Origin of the sequence: Dehalobacter sp. CP (assembly GCF_047652685.1) — a bacterium.
In the GTDB taxonomy this organism is placed as follows: domain Bacteria; phylum Bacillota; class Desulfitobacteriia; order Desulfitobacteriales; family Syntrophobotulaceae; genus Dehalobacter.
Window position 1 is genome coordinate 1,982,475 of the sequence record NZ_CP157399.1, and the last position, 15,983, is coordinate 1,998,457.

The following is a 15,983-nucleotide window of genomic DNA, read 5'->3' on the forward strand; positions in this document are numbered from 1 at the left end:
TTACTACACTGATATTGTACATAACCCTGCTTTTCGGTGAATTTGCCACGACTACTTTGCAAAAAATGTTTTTGCTTTTTTCTCTAATCCTATATCAACCTGTCTACAGAAACATTTTTATAGCAGATTATCCTTGAAAAAATAAGCGATTTTTGCAGATACTTCAATAGGAGTACTTGCAAAGCCACCTTAAGATAAAAAAACTGCTTTCATCATATTACTGAGAAAGCAGTCAAAATAAACAAATTAGTAAGATATTCCTTTATCAACCAGATCTTTTAATTTTTCTAAATTATATATTATAATTGCATTTTTTTTCTTGCTTAAAATTTTTTCTTTTTTTAAACTTCCAAGTATTTTACTAACTGTAACATGATGAAGCCCAGTTATCTCAGCAATAACTTTGTTTGGCAATGCAATTTGTATTTCCCAATAAAGATTCTTTGATTGTCCGTTCAAATTATAAAGTCCATAAAACAATCGTAAAACCCTTACAGAAGGGGTATATAGCTTTAGTTCACAGCTAAGCTTAATAAAATAATTTAATTTAATAGATTCATTGTAAAGGAAATCAAAAATAGTTTTTTCGTCATGTTTGAATATCGTAAGCATTTGGTTTTCAGAGAAAAAACATACCTTGCTAGCCTCAATCGCGACAACTTGAACATTGTCTCCTTCAAATTCAAACAATCTGTTTATAACGCTATGCTGTCCTCCTGAACAGACAAATATTTCCCTGCCGTCATCCGTTATCCTAGAAATATTGAATCTCCCTGATAGTACAAATATTACTTTACCGATTACTTCACCAGGCTGTGATATCGTTTCCCCCTTACAATAATTACGTAGAGATCCTAAATGGATATAATTTAAAAGTTTAGGGACACGAGAAAATGTGTCCGGCAGAATATAGCTTTTAGCAATTCTCTCCATTTTTTATCCCCCACATTTTTCCAAATAATTTATGCCAAATATTTAATTTATTATATTAATTTTATATTAAGATAAAGCTTTGAAGTTTAGCGGAGACTACTTAATTCTTTTATATAGGTATTTTGTGGATACCAGCTAGCATAATAAAGCCAAAGAGGTGTCAAGTAATGAGTAATAGAAAGAATTTTGATCCAGAATTCAAGAGAGAAATTGCTCAGGTCTATCTTGAAGTTCGGTATAAATCACCTCACCTAGATACGGAGTACTTCAATACTAATTTCTCTATTACCTGTTCCATAAGTTAATAATCTTTCTAAGAAATAATTCCTATGTAAAAAAGAGAAAGCAGCTATTTAAAATCATACTGCGTTCTCTTAATAACAAATTAAAGTTCTGAAACGGAATGCATGTGAGTTCTATTGCGTTCAACTATCACGACATTATTTCATTTTCATCCAATCATTCATTAAGTTTTTAAGTCCTTGCAAGTCAAAGACTGTGATCTTATTTGTCGTTTTATATAAAATATTTTCTTTTCTTAGATATCCGAATAGTTTGCAGACAGTCACATAGTGAATACCTGTCATTTCTGAGATAGACTTTTGAGATAATTTAACGTCAATTTGATAGACACCATCAACCAACTTCCCTTGAGTAAGACAAAGATCATAAAGTAAGCGCAAGACCCGGACTGATGGGCTATAAAGGGCCATCTCATGGGTTTCCCGCATAAAATAACTACATTTCGACGAATAGGATGTAATGAATTCAAAAATCATTTCTTTATCCATCTGGAAAATTTCTGAAAGTTGTTCTTTGGAGAAAAAACATACTGTGCTGTCCTCTACGGAAACAACATGAACAAAACAGGGATCAACTGGGAATAATCTGTCGGAAAAGGTATAAGGGCCCGCATAGAACATTATTTTTTTTCGTCCATCTTCATTAAGAAAACTTATACTTAGTTTTCCGGAAAGCACATAGACGATTCTATCTATTAACTCTCCGGGCAAAACAATGGAATCCCCTTTACGATATTCACGGACAACACCCATGTGAATATAATTTTGCAGCTTTTTCATCGGATAAAAATGATTCGGTAAGGCCCCATAATTATTTGCTATTTTTTCCATACTTTCATTCTCCCGCAAATATGACATCATTAAATTTAGACAATAAATTTAAATTATTATACTCCTTTATAAATGATTAAACTATAAACTGCTATACAATTGGACAAAGATCTTATCTTTTGAATCAATATTAACATAGAATAAGAATTCTGTATGTTACCCAGCATACAAATGTAGAAAATGTTGAATACGATCAAAAAGGCAAGAAGCAGCTTTAAGCTGCTTCTCCTAATTCTATACATAGTAAGATGGAAGAACACCTCATTGACACTATCCTCTTGCCAAATTCTCCTCCAGCAAGAAATCCATAGCAGTTCTTCTCAAAAGCTGGGTTTCCAACCTCTTTAGCTCTCCGGACAGACCGGCTTCCTGATCATCTTGCCGGCTGTTCTTCAACTGTTCCTTTGCCTGCTTCATTTCTTCGCCGGTAAGCTGAATCCCTTCTGCTTGAATCACTGCATCCAAGATTTTCTCGCCAAGTATTATTTTGGCAGCCTCTTCTTTACACTCAGCCAGCAACTCATCGGGCCGTTATCTTCCTTTGCATTAAGTAATGAATGAGTTCCATGTCGTGGACGTCTTTAAGCTCCTTGGCAAATTTCCGGTATAAATTCTCTGCTGCTTGTTTTAAGGTCTCTTCATCGAATTCATACTTGCTTCCATCGGCCAGAGCTTGAAACACTTTTTCGATGTTGGCTGCGCGTGCTATTGCCTTTTTCTCTTGGTTGATCTCCGTTGCCAATAATTCTTTTAATTCCTGCAAGGTTTTTACTCTTGGGTCAATTTTCCGGATCATATCGTCCGTCAATTCCGGCTCTTTCATACGATATACTTTTACAATCTCAACGGAAAAGGTGATACGCTGCCCCCATAAGGCTTGGTATTCCAGTAAGACAGGTTGTATCGTGGTTTCAAATATCACTGTTTCACCCATCTTCTTGCCAAGCAGGTTGGCGGAGAAATCCTGTAAGACGTTCTCGTCACCTAATCTGAACTTAAAGCCTCTCTCCCTAAATTTGGGGACTGTCATACCATTTTCTGTTCCCTCAAAGTTTACGATGACGTAATCTCCGGTTTCGACTGGTTCATTACTTTTCTCGACCTGGATTTCGTCCATTGATTTCCAAACATAATTGATGGCTTCATTAATTTCTTCTTCTTTGACGGATACATCAAAACGATTGACATTTAATCCTTTGTACTGTCCAAGTTCAAATTGTTTTATCTCGTCTCTAACCTCCATGTTGACTGTCACTTAGGACATCCTCCCCTTCTGAAAATATTCAGCGATCGGCCCGGATAATGCCAATTGATTGAAGCATTACAATCACGTGAGCTGCTCCAAGTATCAGTATTAAAGCTATAAATAACAGATCTTTTATTTTCAGGCTTTGTCGCTTTTCCATTGGTTCCATCTTTGGTTCCATATTCGGTTCCACATTTGTTTCCATACTTTCACCCCGTTATTCCGCCAACGATTGAGTAAGTTGAGTATAAAGCCGACTGGACAGAAGAATTGACAATAAAACCGGCTGATAAACAGACTGATGAAAATAAATACCGGCAGCATTAACCACATGACCCATACGGCTTTAAACAGGAAGAATGCACTAAACGGCTGGTAATCCAATGTCCCATAGTCTCCTAGGAAGGTTCCAAGCATGATGGCCACCCATAGGATGGTCGGCGCAGCCAGCTTCAATTTCTTGGTGACTTGCGGGGAAATCCCCAGGGATTTAAAACCTGCTGCTTTATTAATGACCTCCTGGGCTGCTCCGAAAGGGCAAATCCATGCACAGTAAATGTTCTTGCCTAAAAGAACAATGAAGCCCAAAGATCCAACAATAAGGACGTACCATCCCACATTGGTCAAACCGGGTATTTGCAGCGTTATTAAGGAGAATAAATTACTAGCTGCCACGAATTCTTTTACGAAAAATCCCATAACACCAAATGCTGCTAAAAGTATCCAAACCCGGAGCCGCACGAGTTTCTTGATCAAAGCTGCAGCGAGCGCGATGATATAGATCATTATCATCGCGAAATCCTGCCGGTTAAATTGATAAGTGTCATAAGGATTGCTCCAGCGCGTATGAAAGAATTGCGATGCTACATAGGCAGTCCCTTTGTTAACTGCCTCGGCTACAGCATGAGACGATACGGTAGAACCGGTTACCCGGTCAATGTAATTATTGGTTTGTCTTTGGTCCAGATAACCGGAATATCCTGAGGCCCCTCCTAAATAAATAGGTTCTTTGACGGAGAGGTTCTTAAATTGATCAAACAATTTTCCGGTATAGAGTCTCTCAAAAAAGATGGGAGTCTCACCCTGCTGAGTAATCATGACTTCTTCCACGAAGCCTTCTTGGTTGACGATGGTCATGGCTTCGATGCGGGATTGATATCCTACTGCGGAGTCACAAACGGCATAATACTTCTCTCCTGCAGCATCAACTTGATAAGCACGTTGGGTTCCTATGATTTTCTCAATAGATGTGACACCAGGAACGTTCTGCTGAATAACCGCCTCGTAATCAATGGTTTTACTCGTCCAAAAGATACCGTAAAAGATCGCCGCTATCGCAGTTATGAATAGTACGATCAAATAGCAGGACTCCAGGTCTCTCTTTTTACTAGCCATCTTTTTTCATCCTTCGCTGTTTTTGGGAATAAATACTTAATAGACGTAATAAAGTACGCAAGCCACTAATGCCAAAGCTAAATGGACAAGTGGCTAGCGTATTGAAAAGCATCTTATTCCTTCAATTTATCTAGACTGAGATGGTTTCAGAATTTTCTTTGCTCTTCTTGGGCGTACGATTCGATAATCTATATGTGATAACAGCCGGAACCAGCGCTGCACCGCCAAAGAAGAGAAAACCCATCGCTATCGCTTGATATTCACGCTCCAAAAAACTGGAATATGCCCAAGCCAAAGAAAATATTAATAAGAAGTTCGCGATAAAACCACCGATTTGCAGACCGATCGTGTTTCTTCCTTTCCTCTTTAAATAAAGCCAAATACCGTATTGAATAAGCAATAACAACATGCCTAAAATGGCCCATACGATTACACCGGAAATTGTCGTCATATTGGTTTCCCCCCTTTATTTTGTTGGTTCGGTGTCCTTCCAGAAATCTTTCACCATGTTCGCAACATAGCCGGACTCTATCCGGTCTTCAGGATCTACCGGGCCATTATAGCCAAACCACTCGTCAAACTTACGGGCCGCATCTTGAACCAAAGGAATTTGGGTGGCAATTCTGGCCACGTTATGATTCCATTGTCCTATTTTATTCCATGAACAGACTGAGATACAGTTCCCACAGTCTCCACCGTTATAAGCCCAAAAAGAGTTGCAACGTTGAGCGTCAACTTCCCACTTTGATGTGTAGGGATTCTCCGAAGGGCCGCAATCCTCGGGCTGTAAAATCCTTGCTTCTTTCTCGTGAGAGATGGCTTGCGCCGGGCAAGCATCCGCGCATTTCAGGCACAAGCGACAGAACTCACGTACGCCGAAACTTCTTGGCTTGTCAGGAGTAAGCTCTAAATCCGTATAAACTTTAGCGATACGTACCCGGGGGCCGAATTTTTGAGTAACTAACTGTCCGTTTCTCCCTGCTTCCCCGAGACCGGCTTGAACTGCAATAGGAACGCTCAGTCCAGTGTCATTTCCCGACGGAATCGCATTGTACCCTATCTCTCTTAAAAATGTTGCAAGCTTATACGCTACTTCTCCCATGTTCGAGTAAGCTTTGCCCGGTGCGGCGCTGTGAAGAACCGACGGCGCCGTGCGGTATGCTTCGTAATCCATTTCGAAAGCCATGGCAATGACGGATTTTGGTTGGAAGCCGGCATACTTTTCCCAGTCTGCTTCAAAAACACTTAATCCGAAAACTTCCACTTCCTGATTCTTAAGAAACTTTTCGATATCAAAAGGAGCATAAACAGTTCTGCCATTAGGCATTTTGAACGGGCGTGACTTTGGCCTGCTCCAGTTGGCATAGGTCCAGCGATCGTCATAGGGTGCAATGCCAGCTAAATCCGCTCCCAGAAAGCGGGCTGCCTTTTTCATAATCAGACTGGCTTCGTCCGCAGAATTGAATTTCCATTGCCTTCCCTGACTCCGCCTTTCTTCAGCTTTGGAATTATCCCAATTAAACATTCCTTGAATAACCACAGGTTCTTTCACCATTTCATTCGTTTCGGGATTAATGGGATAATGTGCAATCACGCCTGCCGGACCACTACCAGGCGCCGTAAATCCGTTGTAATTATATTCCACTGACCAAGCCGCTGTACACAAGGCGACGTCCAATGTGCGCCAGCCTAATTCTTTCTGGCGCAGCGGCAGAACAGTACCATCATGTTGAGAGAAAAAAATTACTCCCGTTTCGCTAACGGTTGCATTACGCCCTTTAATCCCAATCCTCTCAGCGTTAATCCGCGGAAGGTCTTTCCCGGTATCTTTTTTCCCTGTGATTTCAGATACATCATCATGCACAAATTTTATCGGCGTCTTGTTTTCTTCGGGATCGAATACTCGGATATAGTAAATCTTGTTTTGCGGAAAACGCTGATACTTTGGACCCACGGTGTAAGGAAATTCCGAGGTTTCCTTGATCGGAGCTACCATGTCCGCCGCTTCGGCCACTAATGGATTAAAAGTCTCCTTTGCCGCCGCAGCCGATGCTACCGCAACTGCTACGGCACCCATGAGCGATGCCTTGAAAAAGGACCTCCTGCTTACATTGTCCTCCATAAAGTTTCTCCTCCCTTAAATGGAATCAATATTTCGCTTTTATTATACTTTTCTCAAATTATTGCCACTATGCTCAGCAGCACAGTTGTTAAATTAATTTTGGCTAAATTTTTATTGGTGCAAGATTAATACAAATAAAAAACTTGTGACGCACCTCGAGGATGCGACACAAGTTCATTTCGCTCAAGTCACCATTTATAATTAAATACGCCTACTAGCTAGAAATACCGATTTTTTCATAGTCTTCCATGATTAGTCCTTTGTGAACATAAATTTTATTATTGGCATTCTTCAGTTTGCCTACGTTTTTGTAATGATGAAACATTCGACATACCGTAACCCTGGTGGTCCCTATAATTTCTGCTATTCGCGCATGAGACAGATTGACAGTTAATTCATACCAGTCTTCCTGTTCTTTATATTCCCCGCTCTGAATCAGTGAGACGAAATAATAGATTAGCTTTTCTTTTGGAGATGACAAGGAAGAAAATATATTGGCTCCTTCGAAAGCGCACATCAATCTCATCGTAACAGTGGATACCATTTCTATTCCCAAGTTAACATCCTCAAGCATTCCTTGAATCAGATCGTCCCGGGACACCTTATAGGTCTCGCAGTCTTCAAGAACTTTAATACTTATATTAATTGGCAGTTGACAAAAGGCCGGCGCTAAGCCGAAGATTCTTCCGGGACCTGCCAGACAAGCAATTCTTGATTCCCCACAGATACTATTTAGACAATAAGCTACCCATCCTTTGGTGACTAGACACGCATAATACACGACATCCCCCTCATGAAATATGGTCGTACCTTTTTTGAATGTCTCTTTGTTATTCTTCCTTTTAACGAAGTTGAAGAGAATTTCATCTACCGGTGGATCTATCCACTCCAAACGTACCGCTAAATTATCAAAATACATGACTATCACCCCCTGAATAATAGTCTAAACAAAAATATTTTATCTAACCAAATTAGTATTTACTAAAAAATCCATAGCTTTTTTGCGCAAATATTGGTTCTCCAGAACACCGATATCATTCGTCAGATCAGCGGATTGCTCATTTTTCGGGTTTTTCATCCATTGTTCTTTTAAATCATTAATTTCTTCGACAGTAATTTGAATTCCTTCTGCTTGAATTACAGTGTCCAATATTTTCTCTCTGAGAATTTTTCTCGCAGCCTCTTCCTTGCACTCAGTCAATAACTCGTCGGCAGATATCTTTCTTTGCAGTAAGTAAACCATGAGCTCTATATTGTGAAATTCCTTAAGCTCTCTGGTAAATTTCAAATATAAATCCTCTGCTTTTTGATTCAAGATTTCTTCATCAAATTCATACTTGCATTGTTCTGCCAGAGCGGCCATCACTTTATTAATATTAGCCACATGTGCTCTGGTCCTTTTTTCTATAAGAATTTTATTTTCCAGCATTTTTTCAAATTCCTGCAGCGTTTTTACCTTTGGCTCAATCTCTTGTATGGTTTCCTCTGTCAATTTCGGCTTTTCAATCACAAATACTTTAACAATTTCGATGGAGAATGTGATCTCTAGCCCCCATAAGGCTTGGAATTCAATTAAGACAGGTTGTATTGTCGTATCAAAAACTACAGTGTCGCCCATTTTCTGTCTGAGCAGCTTAGCTGAGAACTCCGGCAAAACATTATCGTCACCCACCTTGAATTGTAAACCATCTTCTTTCACTTTTGGATAAGGCATACCCTTTTCTGTTCCAATAATATTAACGATTACAGTGTCCCCTGTTTCAATTGGCTCATTCCTTTTCTCGACCTGGATTTCGTCCAAAGATTTAAGAATATAGTTAATTGCTTCATCAAGCTCTTCCTCTTTAACTGATACATCAAAGCTTTCGATATTTAATCCTTTATACTTTCCAAGTTCAAATTGTTTCATTTCTTACAAACCTCCATATTGACTACTACTTGATACTACCTATCCTGTCGGGTTTTCAGCGATCCGCACGGATAATCCCAACTGATTGAAGCATTACAATGACATGTGCAGCACCAAGCATGATGATCAAGCCTATCAATAACAGATCTTTCATTTTTAGCCTTTGTTGGTTTTGCATCTTTGGTTCCATATTCCGTTCCATAGTCGGTTCCATATTTGATTCCATACCCTCACCCCATTATTCCGCCAACGATTTAGTAAGTTGAGTATAAAGCCAACGGGACAAAAAAATTGGCAATAAAACCGGTTAATAAACAGGCTGATGAAAATAAAAATGGGTAACATTAACCACATCACCCATACAGCTTTAAACAAAAAGAAAGCGCTAAAAGGCTGGTAATCCAATGTCCCATAGTCTCCAACCCAGGTCCCCAGCATGATTGCAATCCATAGGATCGTCGGGGCGGCCAACTTCAGAATTCTGGTAACTTGCGGAGAAATCCCTAAAGATTTAAATCCTGCGGCTTTGTTCAGAAACTCCTGTACAGCTCCAAAAGGACAAACCCATGTACAGTAAATATTCTTCCCAAAGAGAACAACAAAGCCCAACGATCCGACCATAATCACGTACCATCCTAAATTTGTCAAGCGGGGTATTTGTAACGTTACAATCGAGAACAGATTGTTTGCCGTCACAAACTCTTTGACAAAGAAACCCATAACTCCAATAATGATTAAAAGCCACCAAATCCGAAAACGGGAGATTTTCTTTATAAAAGTTGCGATCAGCGCGATAAGAAAAACCACAATCATTGCTAAAGTCTTACTGTTCAATTGGTAAATGTCATAAGGGTTCGTCCATTGCTTATCAAAGAATTGAGATGCTATATACAAAGTCCCTTTGTTAACAGCTTCGGCAACAGCATGCGATGATACCGTTGAGCCAGTTACCCGGTCAATAAAATTTTCTGTTTGTCTTCCGTCCAGGAAACCGGAATAACCATAAGCGCCTCCCAGATAAATGGGTTCACTGAGAGAAAGGCTTTTAAATTGATCAAAAAATTTCTGGCTATAAAGCCTGTCAAAAAACACAGGCGTTTCGGCATGCCGGGTAACAATGACTTTCTCTACCAAACCCTTATCGGTGAGAATTGTCATGGTTTCAATCCGAGATTGATATCCTACCGCTGAGTCACAAACTGCATAATACCGTTTCCCAACAGCATCAATCTTATAAGCGCGTATTGTTCCTACGATTTTTTCAATGGACGTAATTCCTGGTACGTTCTGCTTGATAAGTGCAGGATAATCAATTGTTTTTTCGGCAAAACAGGTGCCATAAATGATTGCTGCAATCGCCGTAAAGAATAATGCCATTAAATAATAGGACTTAATATCTCTCTTTTTCCTCTCCACTTTTTTCATCCTTTTCTAATTTCAGAACAGCCGTCTGATGATAAAGGACGTAAGCCACTTAAGACCTCGCAAGGCAAGTGGCTGTTTACGTCTTAATAAATATTTTAACCTTTTACTTTACCTGATTAAACCGAGATGGTTTCGGAATTGTCTGCCTTCTTCTTCGATGGACGGTTAATTAATCGATACGTTATCGCAGCCGGAATCAGTGCTGCACCGCCGAAAAATAAAAAGCCCATGGCAACAGCCTGGTATTCTCCCTCAGCAAAGCTGGAATAACCCCAAGCCAAAGCAAATACAAACAAGAAATTAGCACAAAAAGCACATAACTGCAAAGGAACCGTATTTTTCCCTTTAAGCTTCAAGTATTTCCAAATACCGTATTGAATCACCAGCATCAATATACCGATACTCATCCAAATTAATACATCGAAAATCGTCATGTAGGATATCCCTCCTCTTTATTTTGTAGGTTCGGTGTCATTCCAGAAATCATTGACCTTGTTCGTGACATAGCCAGATTCAATCCGCTCTTCGGGATTTACAGGACCGTTGTAGCCAAACCATTCATCAAACTTACGAGCCGCGTCCTGAACCAACGGAACTTGGGTAGCAATTCTGGCTATATCATGGTTCCACTGCCCGATTTTATTCCAAGAACAGACCGCAATACAGTTTCCGCAGTCCCCACCGTTATAGGCCCAGAAAGAGTTGCAACGGTGTGCGTCAACGTGCCATTTTGATGTATAAGGAACTTCAGAAGTACCGCAATCCTGGGGCTGCAGAACCCTTGCTTCTTTCTCGTGAGAGATGGCCTGAGAAGGACAAGCATCCGCACACTTCATACACAGGCGGCAAAACTCACGGACTCCGAAGCTTCTCGGTTTGTCTGGGATAAGCTCCAAATCCGTATAGACTTTAGCGATACGAACCCGAGGACCGTATTTTTGCGTGACAAGCATTCCGTTTCTTCCCGCTTCCCCAAGACCTGCTTGGACAGCGATGGGAACACTCATTCCAGTATCATTCCCTGACGGAACCGCATAGTACCCAAGCTCTCTTAAAAAAGTTGCAAGTTTAAAAGAAACTTCTCCCATATTGGAATAAATTTTGCCGGGCCCAGCGCTCTCAATGATTGATGGCGCCGTTCGGAAGGACTCATAATCCATTTCAAAAGCCAATGCAATTACATTTTTGGGTTGGAAACCGGCATATTTCACCCAATCAGCTTCAAAAGTACTTAGTCCAAATACTTCTACTTCGCGGTTTTTAAGATATTTTTCAATGTTATACGGCGTATACACAGTTCTACCATTTGGCAATTTGAACGGCATGGTTTTTGGTCTACACCAGTTACCATAGGTCCAGCGGTCATCATAGGGTGCAATTCCGACGAGGTCCGCCCCTAGAAAACGGGCTGCTTTCTTTACAATCTTTGTAGCTTCTTCCGCTGAGTTGAATTTCCATTGCAATCCTTGACTCCGCTTGTCTTCAGCCATTGTGTTATCCCAGTTAAACATCCCTTGGAAGACCACAGGCTCTTTTGCCATTTCATTGGTTTCAGGATTAATGGGATAATGCTGGATTATTCCAGCCGGACCGCTGCCGGGTGCAGTAAACCCGTTGTACCAAAATTCTACCGACCAAGCTGCAACACTCAAGGCTACGTCCAATTGGCGCCAGCCAACTTCTTTGTGACGCAGCGGCAGAATCGTACCATCATGTTGACCAAAAAATATAACGCCTGTTTCAGATACTGTTGCCTGCCGGCCTTTAATACCAAGGGTCTCAGCGTTAATTCTCGGCAGATCTTTTCCGGTGTCTTTCTTTCCGGTTGTTGCCGAAACATCATCGTGGACAAATTTTATCGGCGTCTTGTTTTCTTCCGGATCAAAAACCTTTAAATAGTAGACCTTGCTCCCTGGTAAACGTTGATACTTTTCGTCCACTGTGTAGGGAAATTCCGATGTTTCTTTAATAGGCGCTACGATGTCTGCCGCCTGGGCAACTAAAGGATTAAATGTTTCCTTTGCTACCGTAGCCGTTGCAACAGCCGCGGCAACGGTGCCCATGAGTGAAGCTTTGAAAAAACTTCGTCTGTCTAAGTTTCCCATGAAGTATCTCCTCCCTAAATAAGGTAATATTAATTTCATGTTTATCGTACTTTAGATTCAATCACTGTACCTGTATACCGTTATACAGCCAAGAAAAATAATGGTTTATATACTTTTCAAAAAATTAACTTTTTTGAGAAGATAACAGAAAAGAGGCCATAAAGATAAAAGAACCTACTTATTAGGCACTTGTAAAAATGTTCTAATAAATAGATTCTTTTTGTTTTAATAATATTCAGGAAGAAAATACTAGGCTTATTTTTTACCAATAAGCCGGGATAATCCTTCACCTAGCTGAGCCAATGTTTCTGCGGATTGGCTTACCAAAAGCATTTTAGCATTTTGTTCCTCCGAAGCAACAGATACCTCTTGCGTGCTGGAAGCTGTTTGTTCAGCTATTGCGCCAATACTCTCGATAGAAATGGCAGCTTGCGTTGTTCCACTGGCTATTTCCTGTGCCGCAGTCGTTACTTGCTGAATCTGATTGACAACAGTCTTAATCTCCTCAACAATTGTCTGGAATGATCTCCCCGCCAGCTTGACAGCCTCGACACCTCCGGCTACTTCACCCTTGCTTTTCTCCATCATTTCAACAGCACGTTCTGTCTCCCGTTGAATATTACCTATAAGAATTGCAATCTGGGCTGCAGAAGTTGACGATTGTTCCGCCAGCTTACGTACTTCATCGGCTACAACAGCAAAACCTCTTCCCTGTTCACCTGCCCGGGCCGCCTCAATAGCTGCATTTAGGGCCAATAGATTGGTTTGTTCGGCAATATCTTTAATGACATCAACAATATTGCCAATCTGAATGGATTGATCCCCTAATATAGAAACAACTTCGGATGTTTGGACGGATACTTCACTAATCTTCTCTATTTTTTGAATGGCATTTTCTGCTTGACTGAACCCCGATTCCGCTGCCAATGCCGCCTTTCCGCTGCTTTGGCTGACGCTTTCTGCATTGGCAGCAACCTCTTGCGCGTTTGCGGAGAGCTGCTCAATAACCACACTCGTTTGTTCTAAAGAGATCGCTTGGTCCTTTGCCCCAGTTGCGAGTTGGCCTAACATGTCGGAAAGATGTGCACTTACGGCAGTCGTTTCCTGTACGGTCGAAGATAATTCCCCACTGGTATTTTCTAAATTTTCGGAAGCTTCCATAAGCTTTGTAATAAGCGCGCGCCGACCAACGACTAAATTATTCGTAATAGTAAGCAGGTCATCCAATAAGCCGTCAGTATTTACTTCAAAATTTGAAGCTAGTTTGCCCTCGGAAAGGTTTTTATTATAATCGGTATACATGCGTAGAAATTTTGCGTTTCGATATATCAGGTAGGCTAGACTACTACTTAGAATCAAGCCGACAAAGGAAAACAGAATACTTACATTTATCGCTGTATTGAGCAAATCTTCCAGACTGCTCCATTGTCCATTGGCCACCATTCCCTTTAGAACAATATTTACACCAGCAGCTATGAGAAAAAGTAAAACAATAATGAAAATATTTATGTATTGTTTTTTCGTAATGGTAAGCTTCAAAATATGTCCACCCCTTTATCCTTATTTATTCTTGCATTGAGCTTATAATAATATTAAATTAGGTTAATAGTAACTAACAATGATTGGCAATGTCAACAAATTTTTCAAAATATTTTGCGCTATATTGACGCATACGCTAACTTAAATGGTTATATTCTATATATTTCATAGAATAGCGGCGATTTATAACCCAATGCCGAATGAAGTCGATATCAAATTTCTACCTGTGGAAAGGCTGCAGCACCCAAAACTGAAAAAGATGCCCCAAATATGATTTAGGGCATCTCCAATCTGGGTCCAGTTATTGCCACGCATATAACTTAATTAAGTTACATGCGTGATGAAAGAAATCAATGGGCTGCCGGTACTTTGTACAGCTCTGGCCATTCCAGCCACCACTTATATTTTTCAATCTGCTCATCACCATAACCAAACATATCATCAATTTTTTTCAACAGGCTGGAGGAAGCTTCTCCATGGCTGCCGATCCAAGTGCCGGCAGTATGGAACCAGGATTGTTCCTTGGAGTTCCACGGGCATACCTTCATACATCTGCCGCAGGATGAACCTTCTTGATTGGTTGTACGGAATACGGTGCATTTTTTCATATCACTGTTCCAACGCAAGTAACCGTTGTATTCAACCGGTTCCTTATCGAACGTAATAGCACTGGAGGGGCAATTTTCTGCACATTTGCCACAGACTCGGCAAAAATCCAGCATACCAAAATCAATCGGACTGTCAGGAACAAGCGGCAAATCCGTGGTCACTGCTGCCACCTTGTGGCGGAATCCCATACGCGGATGTGCAGCGCAGTCACCTGTTCTGGTTAATTCACCCAGTCCTGCAGCTATAATACAGGGTGGCATGGTTGCCGCATAGTTTGTCAAATGATGTGCTCTAGCGTGATATCCAAGTGAGCGGATATAATTGGCCAGGATAACCGTAACGACTCCGGTTGAATGGTAAGAACGCATGGATTGACCGGCGCTGATACCGTCATATCCTGTCGAGGCCAGCATAGTCTCTAAATGCTGGTCGATCATCACCACAATAACATACGGCAGCCTCTCGGTGACCGGTATTGCGTTGGTCAAATCATCTTTCAGCATGTCGTCCATACTTGGCATTTTATGACTATAGTAAGCAAAGGCAGGCATTTTGCCGATCCCGACTTCATCTGCCCGTAAAAAATAAGCGCAGTCTTTGATGTGTTGAGACATCTGTTCGGGGTCAGGAATCGGTAACTTGGTCGGCGAAGGCTTCCCGTCAACAATTTCTTCAGGAGCAAGATTCATAGCGAACCCGCCAATAGCGGCATTTAAGGGGTGCTTCATAACAAATTGGAAGTGGTAGTACCCTCTTTGAGATTCCGGCGTAAGTTTGCCGCGACAAGCCAGAGCAAATCCCATCTCGGCTTCGTGGGTATTTTTGACCGTGCCGACAAGCTTCGATGTGCCTAGCCACTGGTCATTGTGTTCGACAAATCTGACGGAAGCACCGCCATAATCTATAACGGGATGAAGTTTGGACTTTGCGCCGTTCTGAGGCACTGAAGCATTCGTCACTGCATCCGCGGCCTTTGCTGGTAAAGCGTTTACCGCTCCGAGAATCCCCATGCCAATAGCAGAAGCGGCACCAGCCTTCAAAAAGCTGCGTCGATTCATCTGTAGTTTCGGCTGTTGTTGCTTTCCTTCATGATCAGAAAACCTGGACATTTTTTTCACCTCTTTATACTTCTACGCTTGAATTTGTATGTCTTTGTTTACCGAGAAAGCCTAAAAGTCTGGCTAGTACGACGGCTAGAACAACTGATAATCCTAAGAACAAAAAGATTGCAGTACTTGTGGCCTTAACATGTCCTACGATGGAATTAATATAAACAAAAGAGATTCCAGTGGCGGTAATCAGATACCAAATAACGTACAATCCCCAGTTCAGGACAGTTTTCCATTTTTGGTCCTTTTTCGCCCGGGGTTTAATAAAGAGGATCCCAGCTAAAAACAAAATTCCGGCTAAAAAAACTAAGAAAGTTCCCATTTTTTCACCTCCTCCATACAATTTGCATTTCTCAGAAACCTTACACCTACGTTGAATCAACCGACTACAAAAAAATACATCTGTTTGTAAATCTGAATTGACCGGATGAACGGTTTGCGAGAAATCTATCGTCAAC

At 41.0% G+C, this 15,983-nt stretch carries 13 protein-coding genes and 1 pseudogene; all 14 read right to left on the bottom strand.

The genetic code is table 11. The features are described from left to right. Positions 1 to 246 precede the first annotated feature (246 nt). On the bottom strand, positions 247 to 933 hold the full coding sequence (locus tag AAH944_RS09820) for a Crp/Fnr family transcriptional regulator (RefSeq protein ID WP_415534746.1): 687 nt from the start codon (positions 931 to 933) through the stop codon (positions 247 to 249). A gap of 440 nt (positions 934 to 1,373) precedes the next feature. Next, positions 1,374 to 2,066 (bottom strand): Crp/Fnr family transcriptional regulator, encoded by a 693-nt coding sequence (locus AAH944_RS09825; RefSeq protein WP_415534748.1) that lies wholly within the window; start codon positions 2,064 to 2,066, stop codon positions 1,374 to 1,376. 270 nt (positions 2,067 to 2,336) lie between these two features. After that, positions 2,337 to 3,309 (bottom strand): annotated as a pseudogene (locus AAH944_RS09830) (FKBP-type peptidyl-prolyl cis-trans isomerase). A 141-nt stretch (positions 3,310 to 3,450) separates the two neighbouring features. Beyond that, positions 3,451 to 4,707 carry a 4Fe-4S binding protein gene (locus AAH944_RS09835; RefSeq protein WP_415534750.1) on the bottom strand — a complete coding sequence of 419 codons (1,257 nt, stop codon included), beginning with the start codon at positions 4,705 to 4,707 and terminating at the stop codon, positions 3,451 to 3,453. 130 nt (positions 4,708 to 4,837) lie between these two features. After that, positions 4,838 to 5,158, bottom strand: coding sequence for a tetrachloroethene dehalogenase (locus tag AAH944_RS09840; protein WP_415534751.1), 321 nt, complete (start codon positions 5,156 to 5,158; stop codon positions 4,838 to 4,840). Between the two features lie 15 nt (positions 5,159 to 5,173). After that, positions 5,174 to 6,829 carry a reductive dehalogenase gene (locus AAH944_RS09845; RefSeq protein ID WP_415534752.1) on the bottom strand — a complete coding sequence of 552 codons (1,656 nt, stop codon included), beginning with the start codon at positions 6,827 to 6,829 and terminating at the stop codon, positions 5,174 to 5,176. 214 nt (positions 6,830 to 7,043) lie between these two features. Continuing rightward, a complete protein-coding gene (locus AAH944_RS09850) occupies positions 7,044 to 7,748 on the bottom strand; it encodes a Crp/Fnr family transcriptional regulator (protein ID WP_415534753.1) in 705 nt (234 codons plus the stop codon). Between the two features lie 39 nt (positions 7,749 to 7,787). After that, the gene (locus tag AAH944_RS09855; protein WP_415534754.1) at positions 7,788 to 8,738 is read right to left on the bottom strand and encodes a trigger factor; all 951 of its coding nucleotides are present in this window, start codon (positions 8,736 to 8,738) and stop codon (positions 7,788 to 7,790) included. Positions 8,739 to 8,894: 156 nt separating this feature from the next. Then, positions 8,895 to 10,163: a 4Fe-4S binding protein gene (locus AAH944_RS09860; protein ID WP_415534755.1), complete on the bottom strand. Its 1,269-nt coding sequence runs from the start codon at positions 10,161 to 10,163 to the stop codon at positions 8,895 to 8,897. 116 nt (positions 10,164 to 10,279) lie between these two features. After that, positions 10,280 to 10,597: a tetrachloroethene dehalogenase gene (locus AAH944_RS09865; protein WP_415534756.1), complete on the bottom strand. Its 318-nt coding sequence runs from the start codon at positions 10,595 to 10,597 to the stop codon at positions 10,280 to 10,282. An 18-nt stretch (positions 10,598 to 10,615) separates the two neighbouring features. Then, complete coding sequence (locus tag AAH944_RS09870; protein ID WP_415534757.1) at positions 10,616 to 12,268, bottom strand: reductive dehalogenase; 1,653 nt, start codon at positions 12,266 to 12,268, stop codon at positions 10,616 to 10,618. 255 nt (positions 12,269 to 12,523) lie between these two features. Beyond that, complete coding sequence (locus tag AAH944_RS09875) at positions 12,524 to 13,807, bottom strand: methyl-accepting chemotaxis protein (RefSeq protein WP_415534758.1); 1,284 nt, start codon at positions 13,805 to 13,807, stop codon at positions 12,524 to 12,526. 350 nt (positions 13,808 to 14,157) lie between these two features. Further along, complete coding sequence (locus tag AAH944_RS09880; RefSeq protein WP_415534759.1) at positions 14,158 to 15,525, bottom strand: reductive dehalogenase; 1,368 nt, start codon at positions 15,523 to 15,525, stop codon at positions 14,158 to 14,160. 13 nt (positions 15,526 to 15,538) lie between these two features. Beyond that, a complete protein-coding gene (locus tag AAH944_RS09885) occupies positions 15,539 to 15,847 on the bottom strand; it encodes a dehalogenase (protein ID WP_415534760.1) in 309 nt (102 codons plus the stop codon). Positions 15,848 to 15,983 lie beyond the last annotated feature (136 nt).

Bases quoted from the DNA above. Each gene is read 5' to 3' on its own strand.
- AAH944_RS09855 (WP_415534754.1), bottom strand. From the start codon at position 8,738: ATGAAACAATTTGAACTTGGAAAGTATAAAGGATTAAATATCGAAAGC.
- AAH944_RS09865 (WP_415534756.1), bottom strand. From the start codon at position 10,597: ATGACGATTTTCGATGTATTAATTTGGATGAGTATCGGTATATTGATG.
- AAH944_RS09870 (WP_415534757.1), bottom strand. From the start codon at position 12,268: ATGGGAAACTTAGACAGACGAAGTTTTTTCAAAGCTTCACTCATGGGC.
- AAH944_RS09880 (WP_415534759.1), bottom strand. From the start codon at position 15,525: ATGTCCAGGTTTTCTGATCATGAAGGAAAGCAACAACAGCCGAAACTA.
- AAH944_RS09860 (WP_415534755.1), bottom strand. From the start codon at position 10,163: ATGAAAAAAGTGGAGAGGAAAAAGAGAGATATTAAGTCCTATTATTTA.
- AAH944_RS09850 (WP_415534753.1), bottom strand. From the start codon at position 7,748: ATGTATTTTGATAATTTAGCGGTACGTTTGGAGTGGATAGATCCACCG.
- AAH944_RS09840 (WP_415534751.1), bottom strand. From the start codon at position 5,158: ATGACGACAATTTCCGGTGTAATCGTATGGGCCATTTTAGGCATGTTG.
- AAH944_RS09825 (WP_415534748.1), bottom strand. From the start codon at position 2,066: ATGGAAAAAATAGCAAATAATTATGGGGCCTTACCGAATCATTTTTAT.
- AAH944_RS09835 (WP_415534750.1), bottom strand. From the start codon at position 4,707: ATGGCTAGTAAAAAGAGAGACCTGGAGTCCTGCTATTTGATCGTACTA.
- AAH944_RS09885 (WP_415534760.1), bottom strand. From the start codon at position 15,847: ATGGGAACTTTCTTAGTTTTTTTAGCCGGAATTTTGTTTTTAGCTGGG.
- AAH944_RS09820 (WP_415534746.1), bottom strand. From the start codon at position 933: ATGGAGAGAATTGCTAAAAGCTATATTCTGCCGGACACATTTTCTCGT.
- AAH944_RS09845 (WP_415534752.1), bottom strand. From the start codon at position 6,829: ATGGAGGACAATGTAAGCAGGAGGTCCTTTTTCAAGGCATCGCTCATG.